The sequence below is a fragment of the Burkholderia pseudomultivorans genome (genome assembly GCF_001718415.1).
Taxonomy (GTDB): domain Bacteria; phylum Pseudomonadota; class Gammaproteobacteria; order Burkholderiales; family Burkholderiaceae; genus Burkholderia; species Burkholderia pseudomultivorans_A.
In genome coordinates, this window is record NZ_CP013378.1 from 3,157,526 (window position 1) to 3,172,127 (window position 14,602).

Genomic DNA, 14,602 nt, shown 5'->3' on the forward strand with positions numbered 1-14,602 from the left:
CCGCGCGCCACGCGGACGGCATTGCGCGCGTCCGCGATCCGGCGCATCCGCGCCGTCAGGGGATCGCGCCGTCCGCCTGCGCCGAAAAACGTTCGAGATGCAGCAGTTCGATGATCTTGCGCGTCGGCACGCTCGCGCGCAGCGTCTCGAGCCGTTCGATCGGAAACCACTTGCAGCGGACGATTTCATTGCTTGCGCGCGGCGTCAGCCAGGCCGGCACGTCGGCGACGAACACATGGTGCAGCTTCGTCAGCCCGCCGAACTGCACCGCATAGTTCAGCGCGAGTCCTTCCAGCCGCGTTTCCTCCGCCAGTTCGCGCTGCGCGGCCTCCAGCGGGGTTTCTCCGCGCCGGATCGTGCCGCCCGGCAGCGCCCAGCGCGACGCGGTGCGCGCGACCAACAGCACGCTGCTGCGCTGGCGGCAAACGATCGTGGCTCTTTCCTTGAAGGTGTCCGGCCCGGTGCTCATGTTCGGTAAAACAGGTGCTCAAGCGTGAAAAAAGTGCGCATCGACCGGACCTCGCCGGCCCGATGACCGAAAGCCGATCGGCATAAGCGCCGGCGCGGCATGCAGGCCGCCGCGCCGATCATACCCATCGTTCATGACAATTCCGTGCGTGGCGGCGTACCGCGCGCGTCGTCACGAACGCGTATAGAGCCCACCACGCGTCGGTTTCACATGGCGCGCATGGCGGCGCTTGTGAACCGCGTGCCGGTGCTGGCGCGCAGGCGGCGCCACATGCCGGCGTGCCGGCGCAGGGCGAGCCGTGGTCGCGCCGGCCTGCGGCGCGGCCTGTCCTTCGCCGAAGTGGAAAGTCTGGGTCTGGGCGTGTCCGACGCCCAGTGTCGACGCCAGCACGACGGCAGCCAGCAGCATGCGTTTCATGAAATCTCCGCTTGTCTCGAGGGGAACGTTTTTTCGCCAGCTTAACGAACGGCGGGACGTCGCCGCAACCGGCACGTCGCCGATACGGAGCAACCGGCATTCCGGTGTCCGCGCACGATGCCGGGGCGGGCACATCCGGACTTGACAACAAAATTCCCGTGCATGAATATAAATTCACACACACGAATTATTCGTCGAGACCGGAGCGGCATGCGGCAGCGCCGCCGCCCGGCATCCGCGGCGATTCGATCCACCGGAAGCAGGAGCGAGACGCATGATGGAACACGAGCAGCAGGGCGCGCTGGCGGGACTGCGCATCATCGACCTGTCGCGGGTGCTGGGCGGCCCGTATGCGACGCAGATCCTCGCCGATCACGGCGCGGAAGTGATCAAGGTCGAGCCGCCGTCCGGCGACGAGACGCGCGGCTGGGGGCCGCCGTTCGACGGCGATACGGCGTCATACTTCCTCGGCGTGAACCGCAACAAGCTCGGCATCGCGCTCGACCTGACGCAGCCCGCCGACCGCGAGCGGCTGCTCGCGCTGCTCGAGCATGCCGACGCGATCGTCGAGAACTTCCGGATCGGCACGATGGAGCGCTGGGGTCTCGGCTTCGACACGCTGCACGCGCGCTTCCCGCGGCTCGTCCATTGCCGCGTGTCGGGCTTCGGCGCCGACGGCCCGCTCGGCGGGCTGCCCGGCTACGATGCGGCCGTGCAGGCGCTGGCCGGGCTGATGAGCGTGAACGGCGAGGCGGGCGGCGCGCCGTTGCGGGTCGGCGTGCCGATCGTCGATCTGGTCACGGGGCTGAACGCGGCGCTCGGCGTGCTGATGGCGCTGCGCGAACGCGACCGCAGCGGCCGCGGCCAGTTCGTCGAAGCGACGCTGTTCGACTGCGCGCTGTCGATCCTGCATCCGCATACGCCGAACTACTTCCACTCGGGCCGCACGCCCGTGCGCACCGGCAACGCGCACCCGAACATCACGCCGTACGACAGCTTTCCGACGGCGAGCGTCGACGTGTTCCTGGCGGTCGGCAACAACGGCCAGTTCGCGGCGCTGTGCGACGTGCTCGGCACGCGCGACTGGCTCGACGATCCGCGCTTCGCCGACAATCGCGCGCGCAGCGCGAACCGCGCCGCGCTGCGCGCGCTGCTCGAAGCGGCGCTGGCCGGACACGACGGTGCGGCGCTCGCCGAGCGGCTGATGCGCAGCGGCGTGCCGTGCGCGCCGGTGCTCGGGCTCGACGCCGCACTCGACCAGCCGCACGTCGCGCATCGCGCGATGAAGGTCGAGCTGGGCGCGCACCGCGGCATCGCGTCGCCGATCAAGCTCGGCCGCACGCCGGCCACGTACCGGCGGCCGCCGCCCGCGCTGAACGAACACGCGGCGCAGGTGTTCGCCGACCACGACACGCGCCCGGACTGACCGCCATCGCGCATCCCGGCGCCCGGCGGCGCCGCACCGGCGCGCATGCCGCGCCGCATACCAGGACCTTGCCGGCCCGCGCGCGCTGCGCGGCCGGCGCAACAGGAGACGCATCATGCTCGCTTGGATCGGCGCGATCGCCATCGTCGCGCTGTTCGGCCTGATCATCACGAAGCGGCTGTCGCCGCTCGTCGCGCTGATCGTCGTGCCGGTGGCCGCGTCGCTCGCGGCCGGCTTCGGGTTGACGACCGGCAAGTTCATCGTGCACGGCGTGCAGAACATCGGGCCGATCGCCGGCATGTTCGTTTTTGCGATTCTATTTTTCGGGATCCTCACCGATGCGGGGATGCTCGATCCGATCATCGCCGGCGTACTGCGCGTGATCGGCTGCCATCCGCCGCGCATCGTGGTCGGCTCGGCGCTGCTCGCGCTGCTGATCCACCTGGACGGCTCGGGCGCGGTGACGTTCCTCGTCACGCTGCCCGCGATGATGCCGCTTTATACGCGGCTCGGCATGGATCGCCGCATCCTCGCGTGCGTCGCGTCGATGGCGGCCGGCGTCAACTTCCTGCCGTGGGTCGGGCCGATGCTGCGTGCCTCGGCGGCGCTGCACATCCCGGGCTCCGCGATCTTCATGCCGATGATTCCGGTGCAACTGGTCGGGCTCGCGTTCGTGTTCGGCACCGCATGGGTGCTCGGCGTGCGCGAGGCGAAGCGGCTCGGGCTCGATCGCGCGGGCGCGGCCTCGATGGCGATCGCGCCGCGCGAGCTGAGCGACGCCGAACGCGCGCTGCGCCGGCCCGATCGGTTCGCGGTCAACCTCGTGCTGACGCTGGTCGTGCTCGTCACGCTGGTGTCGGGCATCGTCGATCCGATGGTGATGTTCATGCTCGGCACGGTCGCGGCGCTCGTGATCAATTATCCGGACGTGCAGGCGCAGCGCGAGCGCATCGACGCGCATGCAAAGGCCGCGCTGATGATGGCCAGCGTGCTGCTCGCGGCGGGCGCATTCACCGGCATCATGTCCGGCACCGGGATGCTGAAGGCGATGGCCGAGGTCGTCGTCGCGCATGTGCCGGTCGAGCATGCGCGCCACATGCCGTTCGTGCTTGGCCTGCTGTCGATGCCGCTCAGCCTGCTGTTCGATCCCGATTCGTTCTATTTCGGCGTGCTGCCGGTGCTCGCGGAGAGCGCGAAGCTGCTCGGCGTGCCGCCGATCCAGATGGCGCAGGCCGCGTTGCTCGGCCAGATGACGACCGGCTTTCCGGTGAGTCCGCTCACGCCCGCGACGTTCCTGATCGTCGGCCTGACCGGCGTCGAGCTTGCCGAGCACCAGAAATTCACGATTCCGTTCCTGTTCGCCGCCACCGTGCTGATGGTGTTCGCCGCGGTCGCGACGGGCGTGTTTCCGTTATGAGCGGCGCGGCCGCTCGCGTTTTCCGGGAGAGCAGTCCATGCAGTTCGACCTGACCGACGACCAGCGCGCGATCGAAGGCGCGATCGACAAAATCTGCGCGCGCTTCGGCGATGAATACTGGCTCGAGCGCGATCGCGCGGGCGGGTTTCCCGACGACTTCCACGCGGCGCTCGCCGAGGCCGGCTGGCTCGGCATCGCGATGGACCCGGCGTACGGCGGCGCCGGGCTCGGGATGACCGAGGCCGCGCTGATGATGCGCACCATCAGCGCATCGGGCGCGGGCCTGTCGGGCGCGTCGGCCGTGCACATGAACATCTTCGGGCTCAATCCCGTGCAGGTGTTCGGCAGCGACGCGCAGAAGGCGCGCTTCCTGCCGCCGCTGATCGCCGGGCGCGACAAGGCATGCTTCGCGGTGACCGAGCCCGACGCCGGCCTCGATACCACGCACCTGAGCACGCAGGCGCGCCGCGACGGCGACCACTACGTGCTGAGCGGCCGCAAGATCTGGATCTCGACCGCGCAGGTCGCGAACCGGATGCTGATCATTGCGCGCACGACGCCGCTCGACGCGGTCGCCCGGCCGACCGACGGGCTGAGCCTGTTCTATACCGAACTCGACCGCGCGCACGTCGAGGTGCGCGAGATCGAGAAAATGGGCCGCAAGGCGGTCGATTCGAACATGCTGTTCATCGACAACCTGCGCGTGCCGCGCGACGACCTGATCGGCAACGAAGGCGAGGGCTTCCGCTATCTGCTGCACGGGCTCAACCCCGAGCGGATCCTGATCGCGGCCGAAGCGATCGGTCTCGGGCAGGCCGCGCTGCGCCGCGCGACGCAGTATGCGCAGGAGCGCGTCGTGTTCGGCCGGCCGATCGGGCAGAACCAGGCGATCCAGCATCCGCTCGCGCAGGCGTGGATGCAGCTCGAGGCCGCGTGGCTGATGGTGATGAAGGCGGCGACGCGCTACGACGCCGGGCAGTCGTGCGGCGCGGAGGCGAACGCCGCGAAATACCTCGGCGCGGAAGCCGCGTTCCAGGCCTGCCAGACGGCCGTCGCGACGCTCGGCGGGATGGGCTACGCGAAGGAATACCACGTCGAGCGCTACCTGCGCGAGTGTATGATTCCGAGGCTCGCGCCCGTCAGCCCGCAACTGATCCTCTGCTACATCGCGGAGAAGGTGCTGGGGCTGCCGAAGTCGTACTGACCGTACCGACGCGGCGGCCGTTGCGGCGCGCGATTTCCCGTTCCGTTTCAAGCGCTCGTCATGGACGTCAAACTCGTTGCCCGCACGCTCGACCTGTTCGAGCTGTTCGCCGCCGAACGGCGGCCGCTGCCGCTCACCGAACTCGCGCGCCTGCTGAACGTGCCGGCGTCGAGCTGTCTCGCGATGGCGCGCACGCTCGTCAGCCGCGGCTATCTGTACGAAGTGCGCAAGCGCGGCGGCTACTATCCGACGCGGCGCCTGCAGACCATCGCCGCCGCGATCGACGCGACCGATCCGGTCGTCGACATGGTGCATCCGCATCTCGTCGCGCTGCGCGACGCGAGCCGCGAGACGGCCGTGCTCGGCAAGATCCAGGGCGCCTCGGTCACGTATCTCGACGTCGTCGAGTCGGAGCAGGCGATCCGCTATACGCGCCAGCCGGGCGAACTGCGCCCGCTGCATGCGAACTCGATCGGCAAGGCGATCTTCGCGGAGCTGCCGGCCGACGCGCAGCAGACGCTCGGCGCGCAACTGTCGTTCGAGCGCTTCACCGACGCGACCGTGCCGGACCTGCCGGCGCTCGTCGCGCAGACCGCGCCGTTTCGCGCACAGGGCTGGGCCGAGAATTTCGGCGAAAGCGCGCCCGAGCTGTCGGCGATCGCAGTCGCGCTGCCGCTCGACGGCGACTGGTACGGGCTGTCGGTCGTCGGGCCGACCGAGCGGATTCGCCAGCATCGCGATGCGCATGCGGCGCTGCTCGTCGACGCCAAGGCGCGGCTGCTGGCCGAACAGGCGCGCGCGTAGCGCGGCCGGTGCCGGCGAAGGCCGCGCTCAGCGATACCAGCGCGGCGTGTAGACCCATTCGCGCCCGTCGCCGATCGCGAAACGCCGCGTCGTCGACGAGCCGACGATCACCATCGTGCGCATGTCGACCTGGTCGCTGCGCAGCGCGCCGAGCGTCGTCGTCGCGAGCGTCGCGCCGGGCCGGCCGATGTCGCGGCCGAGCACGACGACCGTGCCGGCCGCGCGATGCGCGCGCACGATCTCGAGCGCGCGGTCGAGCTGCCATGGCCGCGCACGCGAGATCGGGTTGTAGAACGCCATCACGAGATCGGCTTCGGCGGCATGCCGCAGGCGCGTCTCGATCACCCCCCACGGCTTCAGGTTGTCCGACAGCGAGATCGCGCAGAAGTCGTGGCCGAGCGGCGCGCCGGCCTGCGCGGCGGTTGCGAGCGACGCCGAGATGCCGGGCTCGATGCGCAGGTCGACCTTCGCCCATTGCGGGTCGCGCGTGTCGTCGAGCGCTTCGAGCACGGCCGCGGCCATCGCGAACACGCCCGGATCGCCCGACGACACGACCGCGACCCGCCGACCTTCGGCCGCGAGCTCGAACGCATGGCGCGCCCGCTGCATTTCCTCGCGATTGTCGGTGCCGTGCACGCGCTGGTCCGCGCGGAACGGCCCGGCCATGTCCACGTAGGTCGTGTAGCCGAGGATGTCGGTCGCATCGGCGAGCGCCGCGCGTGCGGCGGGCGTCAGCCATGCGCTGCCGCCGGGGCCGAGGCCAAGCACGGTCAGGCGGCCGCGCGCACGACCGAGCGTGGCGGGATCGACCGGATGCGGCGCGACCGCGCAGGCGAGGCCGTTCGATGCACCGCGCATCGCATGCGGCAAGCGAAGGGCGCGGGCGAGCAGGGTGGCGGCGCCGGAGCCGGCCGGCATGTCGGCTGTATCGGCTGTATCGGCTGTATCGGCTTCGTCCGGCGTGCCGGGATCGACGAAGCGCAGCGCAACGTGCAGCGCTTGCGCGGCCTCTTCGAGCGCCGCGTCGCCGATCGCCCACGCCGGCGCGACGATCGCCGCAAGCGCGGGCCGTGCGAGCCCGTGCGCATCGAGCAGCGCTTCGATCCGCGCGGCCAGCGGCTCGGCAGCCTGCGCGGCCCGCCCATCGACGCCGACCACCACGCTGCGCGGATGAATCACCAATTCATCGCGCGCGCCACGCCACGCTTCGGGGCTCACGCGAATCGCGTGCGTGGCCGCCGCGTCGCGCGGCAGCGCGACCTCGTCGAGCCAGGGCGCCGCGCCGTCGATGCGCGTCGACGCGCCCGCCAGCAGGTCGGACACGAAGCGCTTGCCCTGCGCGAGATCGGCGAGCGCATAGCCGTCCGGCGGATTGAGCACGCAGGCGCCGAAACGCAGTTCGCCGCTCGTCGTGATCGCCGGTGCGATGCCGAGCTGCGCGGCGATCTCGCGCGCGATCGCGTTGACGCCCGTCAACCCGCCGAGCAGCGGCACGACGGCCGAGCCGTCCTCGGCGACCGCGAGCACCGGCGGCTCGACACCCTTGTCGGCCAGCGCGGGCGCGATGCAGCGAATCACGATGCCGGCCGCGCACAGCGCGACGATCGGCAGTCCGCGCGCATAGAGTTCGCGCAGATGCGCGCCGAGCTCGTCGAACGACACGTCGGCGGCCACGCGCGACGCGAGCCCGTGCACCTGCGCGCCCGGATAGCCGGCCTGGATGCGGCGCGCGGTGTCGAGTGCGCCTGCGCCGAGGATCACGATCGCGGGCGGCGTGGTCATCCTTGCCATTTTTCCCCCGGCACGACCAGCAGCGAGAAATACGGCGACGCCATCGGATCGACTTGATCGAGCGGCACGATGCGCTGGTTCGCCATCGTCGCGCGCTCGACGTACCGCGCGCGGGCGGCGAGGCCCAGCTCGTCGAGCACGCGCCGCACCTTGTCGAAGTTGCGGCCGAGCTTCATCACGACGGCCGCGTCGGCCTGCGCGAGACGCGTGCGCAGTTCGTGCTCCGGCAGCACGCCGGACAGCACCGACAGGCTCTGGTTGCGATAGACGAGCGGCTGGCCGAGCACGGCCGTGCCGCCCAGCATCGCGCACACGCCCGGCACGACCTCGGTGTCGTAGCGCGGCGCGAGGCGGTCGTGCAGATACATGTACGACCCGTAGAAGAACGGATCGCCTTCGCAGATCACCGCGACGTCGCGCCCGGCGTCGAGGTGCGACGCGACGATCTCGGCCGCCGTGTCGTAGAAATCGGCGATCACGTTCTCGTAGCAGAGCGGCGGCGGCAGCGCCTCGGTCGTCACCGGATAGACGAGCGGCAGTTGCAGCTGCGCGTCGTGCAGATGCGCCTCGACGATGCCGTACGCATTGCCTTTCTTGCCCTTCGCGACGAAATACGCGACCACCGGCGCGGCCTGCAGCATGCGCACCGCCTTCAGCGTCATCAGCTCGGGGTCGCCGGGGCCGACGCCGATCCCGAACAGGCGTCCGCGCGCGGCCGTCATTCGGCCTCCGTCGCGAGCGCGTTGACCGCGGCGGCGGCCATCGCGCTGCCGCCGCGCCGGCCGAGCAGCGCGACATACGGCACGCCGCGGCTGTCTGCGTCGAGCAGCGCCTTCGATTCGGCCGCGCCGATGAAGCCGACCGGGAAACCGAGGATCAGCGCGGGGCGCGGCGCGCCGGCATCGATCATGTCGAGCAGATGGAACAGCGCGGTCGGCGCGTTGCCGATCGCGACGACGCTGCCCGCGAGGTGCGGGCGCCACAGTTCGAGCGCCGCGGCCGACCGCGTGTTGCCGAGGCGGCGCGCGAAATCGGGCACCTCGGGCTCGTTGAGCGTGCAGAGCACGCGGTTGCGGGCCGGCAGGCGTGCGCGCGTGATGCCTTCCGCGACCATCTTCGCGTCGCAGAGGATCGGCGCGCCGGCGGCGAGCGCGTCGCGGCCCGCCTTGCCGGCGCCGGCCGAGAAGCGCAGGTCGTAGACGACGTCGACCATGCCGCACGCGTGAATCACGCGCACCGCGAGTTTCTCGAGATCGGGCGGAATCCGCGACAGGTCGGCCTCGGCGCGGATCGTCGCGAACGACTGGCGGTAGATTTCCTGCCCGTCGCGAATATAGTCAAGCATCGGTGGTGTCCTGGCTGTGCCGCGCGCGCGAGAGCGCCGCCGCGGCCTGGTCAATCGTCAGATGGCGCGCCAGCGGGGCGCCGCGCCCCGCGGTGGCATCGCGCCGGTACAAGTCGTAATGCGCCGGAGCAACCGCGACGAGCGTGTGCGTCGCCGGACGCGGCAGCGCGCAATGGCGCTCGCAGCCGCTCAGGTGCGCATCGATCGGCCGGCCGACGCGGGCGGCCAGCGCGAGCGCGTCGCGTTTGGTATCGGCGCGCGCCTTCGCGCAGCCCGTGCTGCCGGTGCAGGCGACCAGCGTCGCCAGCGGATCGGACGGCGCGCACACGAGGCCGAGCGCGGCGAATTCGTCGAGCACGGCCGGCGCACGGGCCGCTGCGACGCCGTGGATGAACACGCCTTGCCATGGCGTCATCGACAGCGTGCCGTCGCCGTCGGCTTCGGCGCAGGCGGCGAGCCGTTCGAGTTGCGCCGCGTCGAGCCGTCCGAGCGCGAACTGCGCGCCGACGCTGCAGCGGCCTGCGTCGAGCGACGCGCGCGCGCCGAAGCGCAGCGCGGCGTCGGAGGGCGGGCGACGCCAGCCGGCCAGCGCCGGATCGGTGACCAGCGGGAACGGCAGGTAGCGCCGCGCGTGTTCGAGCAGCGCGGCTTCGTTGCTGGTCGCCAGCAGCGCGCGCATGCGCGTCACGTCGGCCGGCGCGAGATCGAGGAAGGCGAGCAGCAGCGCGCGCACGAGCGCGACGGTCTGCCCGGGCGACACGTCGATCGACGCGGGCGCGTCGCGCTGCGCGACGGGCGGGCATCCGGCGAGCCCGGCCGCGATGCGCACGTCGCCGTCCGCGCGACGCCACGCGGCGAGCCAGATATCGTGAGGATGATCGAGCGCCGCGACCGATTCGCCGCCGTCGAGCTGGATCGAGAACTTCGGCGACAGTTCGCCGCGACGCGGCTCGTTTGCGAGCATCCGCAACAGCGGTGCCGCGAGTGCGCGGCTGTCGAGCCATGCGGCCGGATCGTGTCCGGCGAGCGGGCTGAGCATCAGGTTGCGCGCGTCGTCGCTGGCGGCGAGCGCGGCCGCATCGTCGGCATCGACCTGCGGGCCGAGCCCGGCGTCGAGCAGCGCACGCGTCAGCGCGGCGGCCGCGCCGTCGCGAATGCCGCGCAGCTGCAGATTCGCGCGATTGGTCGCGTCGATCGCGCCGGAGCCGTACGCGCGCGCGGCGTCGGCGATCGCGCGCGCCTGTCGTGCGTGAAGCCGGCCGCCGGGCAGCTTGATCCGGCACAGTCCGCCGTCGGCGGCCGCGACCACGCGCACGAGCCCCGGACAGGCCGACGGGCGCACGACGGACGATGCGGAAACGGAAACGGGGGCGGAACTCAAGAGGCACCGGGACAGTGTCGCGCCGCGGCCAACGCATCGGTACACCCCGCCCGATGCCGGCTGGCACGCACGCACTTTCAGGCCGGCAGGTCTCCTGGCTGACAGGTCGGCGCCGGCTCCCGGCCTTCCCGGTGAAACCAGTGGCGTGAGGGGGGAACGGCTCGCTGTCTACAGTTGCGGGGGCAGCCACAGCAGCGCGATGCGCCCTGTGTTCCCTCTTCGGCCCCGAAGGGCACCGGCGAACGAACGCGCGTAGCATACCCGATTTCGCGGGCGGCTCGCGACCGGAAAACCGTGCGGCGGACGTGGACGGCGGCGGCATCGTGGCGAAGCCGTCGTCGGTTGGACGGCGATGCCGGCCGCGCGCGCGTCGCCGATATTTCGTCAGCCGAATCGGCCGCGCACCGACTCGTCCGCATGCGCAGGCGACGCCCGCCCGGCAAGTGAAACGCGGAGTGGAACACGGTACTATCCCGTTTTTCGCGATGCGGACCGGTACGCGGTCGGCAACAGGACGAACGATGGGGAAGGGTGCATGACGGCATGGCTGACGGTGGTGGGCATCGGCGACGACGGCTTCGCGGGGCTCGGCCGCGCCGCACGCCGCGCGCTGCTCGACGCGACGCTCGTCGTCGGCGCGAAGCGGCATCTCGACATGCTGCCGTCGCGGCTCCCGGCCGCGCGTGAAGCGTGGCCGTCGCCGTTCGAGCTGTCGGGCGTGCTCGCGCGCCGCGGCACGCCCGTTTGCGTGCTTGCAAGCGGCGACCCGATGCTGTTCGGCGTCGGCGCGACGCTGGCGCGCCAGCTTGGCGCCGACGAATGGCGCGTGCTGCCCGCGCCGTCGTCGCTGTCGCTCGCGGCCGCGCGCCTCGGCTGGGCGTTGCAGGAGGTCGGCGCGGTGTCGCTGGTCGGCCGTCCGCTCGCGACGCTGGCGCGCCACCTGCTGCCGGGGCGGCGCCTGTTCGTGCTGAGCGCCGACGGCCGCACGCCGGCCGAGGTCGCGGCGGAACTCGCCGCACGCGGCTTCGGGCCCACGCGCATCACCGTGTTCGAGCATCTCGGCGGCCCGCTCGAGCGGCGTCTCGACGGGCTCGCGCAGGACTGGGCCGTCGACGAGACGGCCGCGCTGAACCTCGTCGCGCTCGACTGCATGGCCGGCCCCGACGCGCCGCGCCGCGCGCTTACGCCCGGCCTGCCCGACGACGCCTATCGCCACGACGGCCAGCTGACCAAGCGCGACATGCGCGCGCTGACGCTCGCGCGTCTCGCGCCGGTGCCCGGCGAACTGCTGTGGGACGTCGGCGCCGGCAGCGGATCGATCGGCATCGAATGGATGCGTGCGCATCCGTCGTGCCATGCGATCGCGATCGAGGCGCATGCGGAGCGGCAGCGCTTCATCGAACACAACCGCGATGCGCTCGGCGTGCCGGGCCTGCAGCTCGTCGCCGGCCGCGCGCCCGATGCGCTCGCGGGGCTGGCGGCGCCCGACGCGATCTTCGTCGGCGGCGGCGCAACGGCGCCCGGCGTGCTCGCTGCGTGCTGGGCGGCGCTGAAGCCCGGCGGCCGGCTCGTCGCGAACGCGGTCACGCTGCAGGGCGAAGTCGCGCTCGCCGCGTGGCGCGACGCGCAGGGCGGCACGCTCACGCGCGTGGCGCTTTCGCACGCGGAACCGCTGGGCCGCTTCGACACGTGGCGGCAGGCGCTGCCCGTCACGCTGTACGACGTACGCAAGCCGGACGCGCCGGCTCCGACATGATGCGCGACGAAACCCCCGAACAGCCTGCGCCGCTGCGCTTCGGCTACACGACCGGCAGCTGCGCGACCGCGACGTCGCTCGCCGCCGCGCGCCTGCTGCTCGCGGGCCGCGCGGACGACGCGGTCGAGATCGTGCTGCCGAAAGGGCAGCGCGTGATGATGCGCCTCGAATTCTGCCGCGCCACGGCCGACGGCGCGGAAGCCGGCACACTGAAGGACGCCGGCGACGACCCCGACGTCACGCACGGCGCGCTGATCTTCGCGCGCGTCGCGCGCGCGGCGGCGCCGGGCGTGCGCTTCCGCGCGGGGCCGGGCGTCGGCACGGTCACGCGCGCGGGGCTCACGCTGCCGGTCGGCGAGCCGGCGATCAATCCGGTGCCGCGCCAGATGATCGCGACGCACCTCGACGCGCTCGCGGCCGAGCATGGCTACGCGGGCGGCTTCGACGTAACGATCGGCGTCGAGGGCGGCGAGGCGCTCGCGCTGAAGACGATGAACCCGCGCCTGGGCATCGTCGGCGGACTGTCGATCCTCGGCACGACCGGCATCGTGCGGCCGTTCTCGTGCTCGGCGTATATCGCGTCGATCCACCAGGGCATCGACGTCGCGCGCGCCAACGGCATCACGCACGTCGCCGCCTGCACCGGCAACGCGAGCGAGGATGCGATGCGCGCGCACTACGGGCTGCCCGACATGGCGCTGATCGAGATGGGCGATTTCGCGGGCGCGGTGCTGAAGCATCTGCGCCGCGCGCCGATCGCGCGGTTGTCGATGTGCGGCGGCTTCGGCAAGCTCAGCAAGCTCGCGGCCGGCCACCTCGACCTGCACAGCCGCCATTCGAGCATCGACCTGCCGCTGCTCGCGCAATGGGCCGCCGAAGCCGGCGCGAGCGATGCGCTGCAGGCCGCGATGCGCTGCGCGAACACGAGCCAGGAAGCGCTGAAGTTCGCCCGGGCCGACGGCGTGCCGCTCGGCGACATCGTCTGCACGCATGCGCTGCGCGTCGCGCGCGACATCGTGCCGGCGTCGGTCGCCGTCGAGATGTTCGCGATCGACCGCCACGGCCGTTTCGTCGGGGAGGCGCGATGAGCGTACGGATCCTGCTGCTCGGCGGCACCGGCGACGCGCTGAAGATCGCACGCGCGCTCGGCCCCGGCCATGTATACAGTCTCGCCGGCCTCGGCAAGGTGCCCGACGACCTGCGCTGCGAGGTGCGCGTCGGCGGCTTCGGCGGCGCCGCGGGGCTCGCCGCGTATCTGCGCGACGCCGGCATCGGCCTCGTGATCGACGCGACGCATCCGTACGCGGCGCGCATCAGCGCGAACGCGGCGGCCGCGGCCCGCGACGCCGGCGTGCCGCTGTGGGCGCTGCGTCGCGCGCCGTGGACGCCGCAACCCGGCGACGACTGGCGCATGGTCGACGACTGGACCGGCATCGAGGCCGCGCTCGCGCCGTTCCGCCGGCCGCTGTGGACGCTCGGCCGCGAACCGCTCGCGCATCTCGACGCGATCCCGCCGCACCAGTTCTGGCTCGTGCGCTGCCTCGATCCGCATCCCGGCAACGCGCGCGCGCAGATCGTCGCTGCGCGCGGGCCGTTTACGCTCGACAGCGAACGTGCACTGTTCGCGCTCGCCGGCATCGACGTCGTCGTCAGCAAGAACAGCGGCGGTGCGGCGACCGAGGCGAAGCTCGAGGTCGCGCGCGAGCGCCGGCTGCCGGTCGTGATGCTGCGCCGGCCGTTGCTGCCCGACGCCGATCGCACGTTCGATTCGGCCGCCGCGCTGCTCGACGCACTCGATCCGGCCGCGCGCGCATGACGCGGCCGTCCAACGCATTGACGGAGTTTTTTCGATGACGGTGTATTTCATCGGCGCGGGTCCCGGCGACCCGGAGCTGATCACGGTGAAGGGCCAGCGCCTCGTACGCACCTGCCCGGTGATTCTGTATGCGGGCTCGCTGGTGCCGGCGGCCGTGCTCGACGGCCATCGCGCGGAGCAGGTCGTCAATACCGCGGCGCTCGATCTCGACGCGATCGTCGCGCTGCTCGCGGCCGCGCATGCGAAAGGGCAGGACGTCGCGCGCGTGCATTCGGGCGACCCGTCGCTGTACGGCGCGATCGGCGAACAGATCCGCCGGCTGAAGGCGCTCGGGATTCCGTATGAAATCGTGCCGGGCGTGACGGCAGCGGCCGCGTGCGCGGCGACGCTCGGCTGCGAGCTGACGCTGCCCGGCGTCGCGCAGACGGTGATCCTCACGCGCTTCGCGGGCAAGACGACGATGCCCGAAGGCGAAACGCTCGGCTCGCTCGCCGCGCATCAGGCGACGCTCGCAATCCATCTCGGCGTGCGGCATCTCGCGAAAATCGTCGACGAAGTGCTGCCGCATTACGGGCCCGACTGCCCGGTCGCGGTCGTGTATCGCGCGAGCTGGCCCGACGAGGAACGCGTCGTCGGCACGCTTGCCGATATCGTCGGCAAGGTCCGGCACACGTCGATCGAACGCACCGCGCTGATCCTGGTCGGTCGCGTGCTCGACGCGCAGGGGTTTGCGGATTCGACCTTGTATGCGAGTGCGGAGTGATCAGGCGCGGGGC

Annotated in this window: 14 protein-coding genes and 1 riboswitch; of the genes, 8 read left to right on the top strand and 6 right to left on the bottom strand. The window is 71.7% G+C overall.

Annotated features, from left to right (window positions below; translation table 11 throughout):
- Positions 1-55 precede the first annotated feature (55 nt).
- Both WS57_RS26850 and WS57_RS36280 read right to left on the bottom strand, forming a co-directional pair.
- Entirely contained in the window at positions 56-469 is a 414-nt protein-coding gene (locus WS57_RS26850; RefSeq protein ID WP_069245088.1) for an NUDIX hydrolase, read from the bottom strand.
- A 171-nt stretch (positions 470-640) separates the two neighbouring features.
- Positions 641-886, bottom strand: a complete 246-nt coding sequence (locus tag WS57_RS36280; protein WP_009694416.1) for a hypothetical protein — start codon at positions 884-886, stop codon at positions 641-643.
- Positions 887-1,160: 274 nt separating this feature from the next.
- Here WS57_RS36280 and WS57_RS26860 point away from each other — a divergent pair, with 274 nt between their 5' ends.
- The 4 genes from WS57_RS26860 (at position 1,161) to WS57_RS26875 (ending at position 5,737) form a co-directional block, all read left to right on the top strand.
- On the top strand, positions 1,161-2,312 hold the full coding sequence (locus WS57_RS26860) for a CaiB/BaiF CoA transferase family protein (RefSeq protein WP_060300603.1): 1,152 nt from the start codon (positions 1,161-1,163) through the stop codon (positions 2,310-2,312).
- Positions 2,313-2,427: 115 nt separating this feature from the next.
- Positions 2,428-3,729, top strand: coding sequence for a CitMHS family transporter (locus WS57_RS26865; protein WP_040127413.1), 1,302 nt, complete (start codon positions 2,428-2,430; stop codon positions 3,727-3,729).
- Positions 3,730-3,766: 37 nt separating this feature from the next.
- Positions 3,767-4,933, top strand: a complete 1,167-nt coding sequence (locus WS57_RS26870; protein WP_059601384.1) for an acyl-CoA dehydrogenase family protein — start codon at positions 3,767-3,769, stop codon at positions 4,931-4,933.
- Positions 4,934-4,993: 60 nt separating this feature from the next.
- Positions 4,994-5,737, top strand: coding sequence for an IclR family transcriptional regulator (locus tag WS57_RS26875; protein WP_069245090.1), 744 nt, complete (start codon positions 4,994-4,996; stop codon positions 5,735-5,737).
- A gap of 27 nt (positions 5,738-5,764) precedes the next feature.
- On the opposite strand, the gene cobJ is transcribed toward WS57_RS26875, so the two are convergent.
- From cobJ to cobG, 4 genes are read right to left on the bottom strand one after another with little or no spacing between them, the layout of a single operon-like run.
- Positions 5,765-7,519 carry a precorrin-3B C(17)-methyltransferase gene (gene cobJ / locus WS57_RS26880; protein WP_069245091.1) on the bottom strand — a complete coding sequence of 585 codons (1,755 nt, stop codon included), beginning with the start codon at positions 7,517-7,519 and terminating at the stop codon, positions 5,765-5,767.
- The gene (locus tag WS57_RS26885; RefSeq protein WP_009688293.1) at positions 7,516-8,250 is read right to left on the bottom strand and encodes a precorrin-2 C(20)-methyltransferase; all 735 of its coding nucleotides are present in this window, start codon (positions 8,248-8,250) and stop codon (positions 7,516-7,518) included. Before WS57_RS26885 ends, cobJ begins: the two co-directional genes overlap by 4 nt.
- Entirely contained in the window at positions 8,247-8,873 is a 627-nt protein-coding gene (locus tag WS57_RS26890) for a precorrin-8X methylmutase (protein ID WP_069245092.1), read from the bottom strand. Before WS57_RS26890 ends, WS57_RS26885 begins: the two co-directional genes overlap by 4 nt.
- Positions 8,866-10,254 (bottom strand): precorrin-3B synthase, encoded by a 1,389-nt coding sequence (cobG, locus tag WS57_RS26895; protein WP_230945486.1) that lies wholly within the window; start codon positions 10,252-10,254, stop codon positions 8,866-8,868. Before cobG ends, WS57_RS26890 begins: the two co-directional genes overlap by 8 nt.
- Positions 10,255-10,320: 66 nt before the next feature.
- A riboswitch (cobalamin riboswitch) is annotated at positions 10,321-10,509 on the bottom strand.
- A gap of 280 nt (positions 10,510-10,789) precedes the next feature.
- On the opposite strand from cobG, the gene WS57_RS26900 reads away from it, so the two are divergent.
- The 4 genes from WS57_RS26900 to cobM are packed head-to-tail and all read left to right on the top strand — an operon-like array spanning position 10,790 to position 14,589.
- Entirely contained in the window at positions 10,790-12,010 is a 1,221-nt protein-coding gene (locus WS57_RS26900; protein ID WP_069245093.1) for a bifunctional cobalt-precorrin-7 (C(5))-methyltransferase/cobalt-precorrin-6B (C(15))-methyltransferase, read from the top strand.
- Positions 12,010-13,098, top strand: a complete 1,089-nt coding sequence (locus WS57_RS26905; protein WP_059601428.1) for a cobalt-precorrin-5B (C(1))-methyltransferase — start codon at positions 12,010-12,012, stop codon at positions 13,096-13,098. Before WS57_RS26900 ends, WS57_RS26905 begins: the two co-directional genes overlap by 1 nt.
- A complete protein-coding gene (locus WS57_RS26910; protein ID WP_069245094.1) occupies positions 13,095-13,826 on the top strand; it encodes a cobalt-precorrin-6A reductase in 732 nt (243 codons plus the stop codon). The genes WS57_RS26905 and WS57_RS26910 overlap by 4 nt, the downstream gene beginning before the upstream one ends.
- A gap of 34 nt (positions 13,827-13,860) precedes the next feature.
- Positions 13,861-14,589, top strand: a complete 729-nt coding sequence (cobM, locus tag WS57_RS26915) for a precorrin-4 C(11)-methyltransferase (RefSeq protein WP_069245095.1) — start codon at positions 13,861-13,863, stop codon at positions 14,587-14,589.
- Positions 14,590-14,602: the final 13 nt, after the last annotated feature.

Excerpts from the sequence above, each read along its gene's own strand:
- WS57_RS26850 (WP_069245088.1), bottom strand. The coding sequence starts at position 469 with ATGAGCACCGGGCCGGACACCTTCAAGGAAAGAGCCACGATCGTTTGC.
- WS57_RS36280 (WP_009694416.1), bottom strand. The coding sequence starts at position 886 with ATGAAACGCATGCTGCTGGCTGCCGTCGTGCTGGCGTCGACACTGGGC.
- WS57_RS26860 (WP_060300603.1), top strand. The coding sequence starts at position 1,161 with ATGATGGAACACGAGCAGCAGGGCGCGCTGGCGGGACTGCGCATCATC.
- WS57_RS26865 (WP_040127413.1), top strand. The coding sequence starts at position 2,428 with ATGCTCGCTTGGATCGGCGCGATCGCCATCGTCGCGCTGTTCGGCCTG.
- WS57_RS26870 (WP_059601384.1), top strand. The coding sequence starts at position 3,767 with ATGCAGTTCGACCTGACCGACGACCAGCGCGCGATCGAAGGCGCGATC.
- WS57_RS26875 (WP_069245090.1), top strand. The coding sequence starts at position 4,994 with ATGGACGTCAAACTCGTTGCCCGCACGCTCGACCTGTTCGAGCTGTTC.
- cobJ (WP_069245091.1), bottom strand. The coding sequence starts at position 7,519 with ATGACCACGCCGCCCGCGATCGTGATCCTCGGCGCAGGCGCACTCGAC.
- WS57_RS26885 (WP_009688293.1), bottom strand. The coding sequence starts at position 8,250 with ATGACGGCCGCGCGCGGACGCCTGTTCGGGATCGGCGTCGGCCCCGGC.
- WS57_RS26890 (WP_069245092.1), bottom strand. The coding sequence starts at position 8,873 with ATGCTTGACTATATTCGCGACGGGCAGGAAATCTACCGCCAGTCGTTC.
- WS57_RS26900 (WP_069245093.1), top strand. The coding sequence starts at position 10,790 with ATGACGGCATGGCTGACGGTGGTGGGCATCGGCGACGACGGCTTCGCG.
- WS57_RS26905 (WP_059601428.1), top strand. The coding sequence starts at position 12,010 with ATGCGCGACGAAACCCCCGAACAGCCTGCGCCGCTGCGCTTCGGCTAC.
- WS57_RS26910 (WP_069245094.1), top strand. The coding sequence starts at position 13,095 with ATGAGCGTACGGATCCTGCTGCTCGGCGGCACCGGCGACGCGCTGAAG.
- cobM (WP_069245095.1), top strand. The coding sequence starts at position 13,861 with ATGACGGTGTATTTCATCGGCGCGGGTCCCGGCGACCCGGAGCTGATC.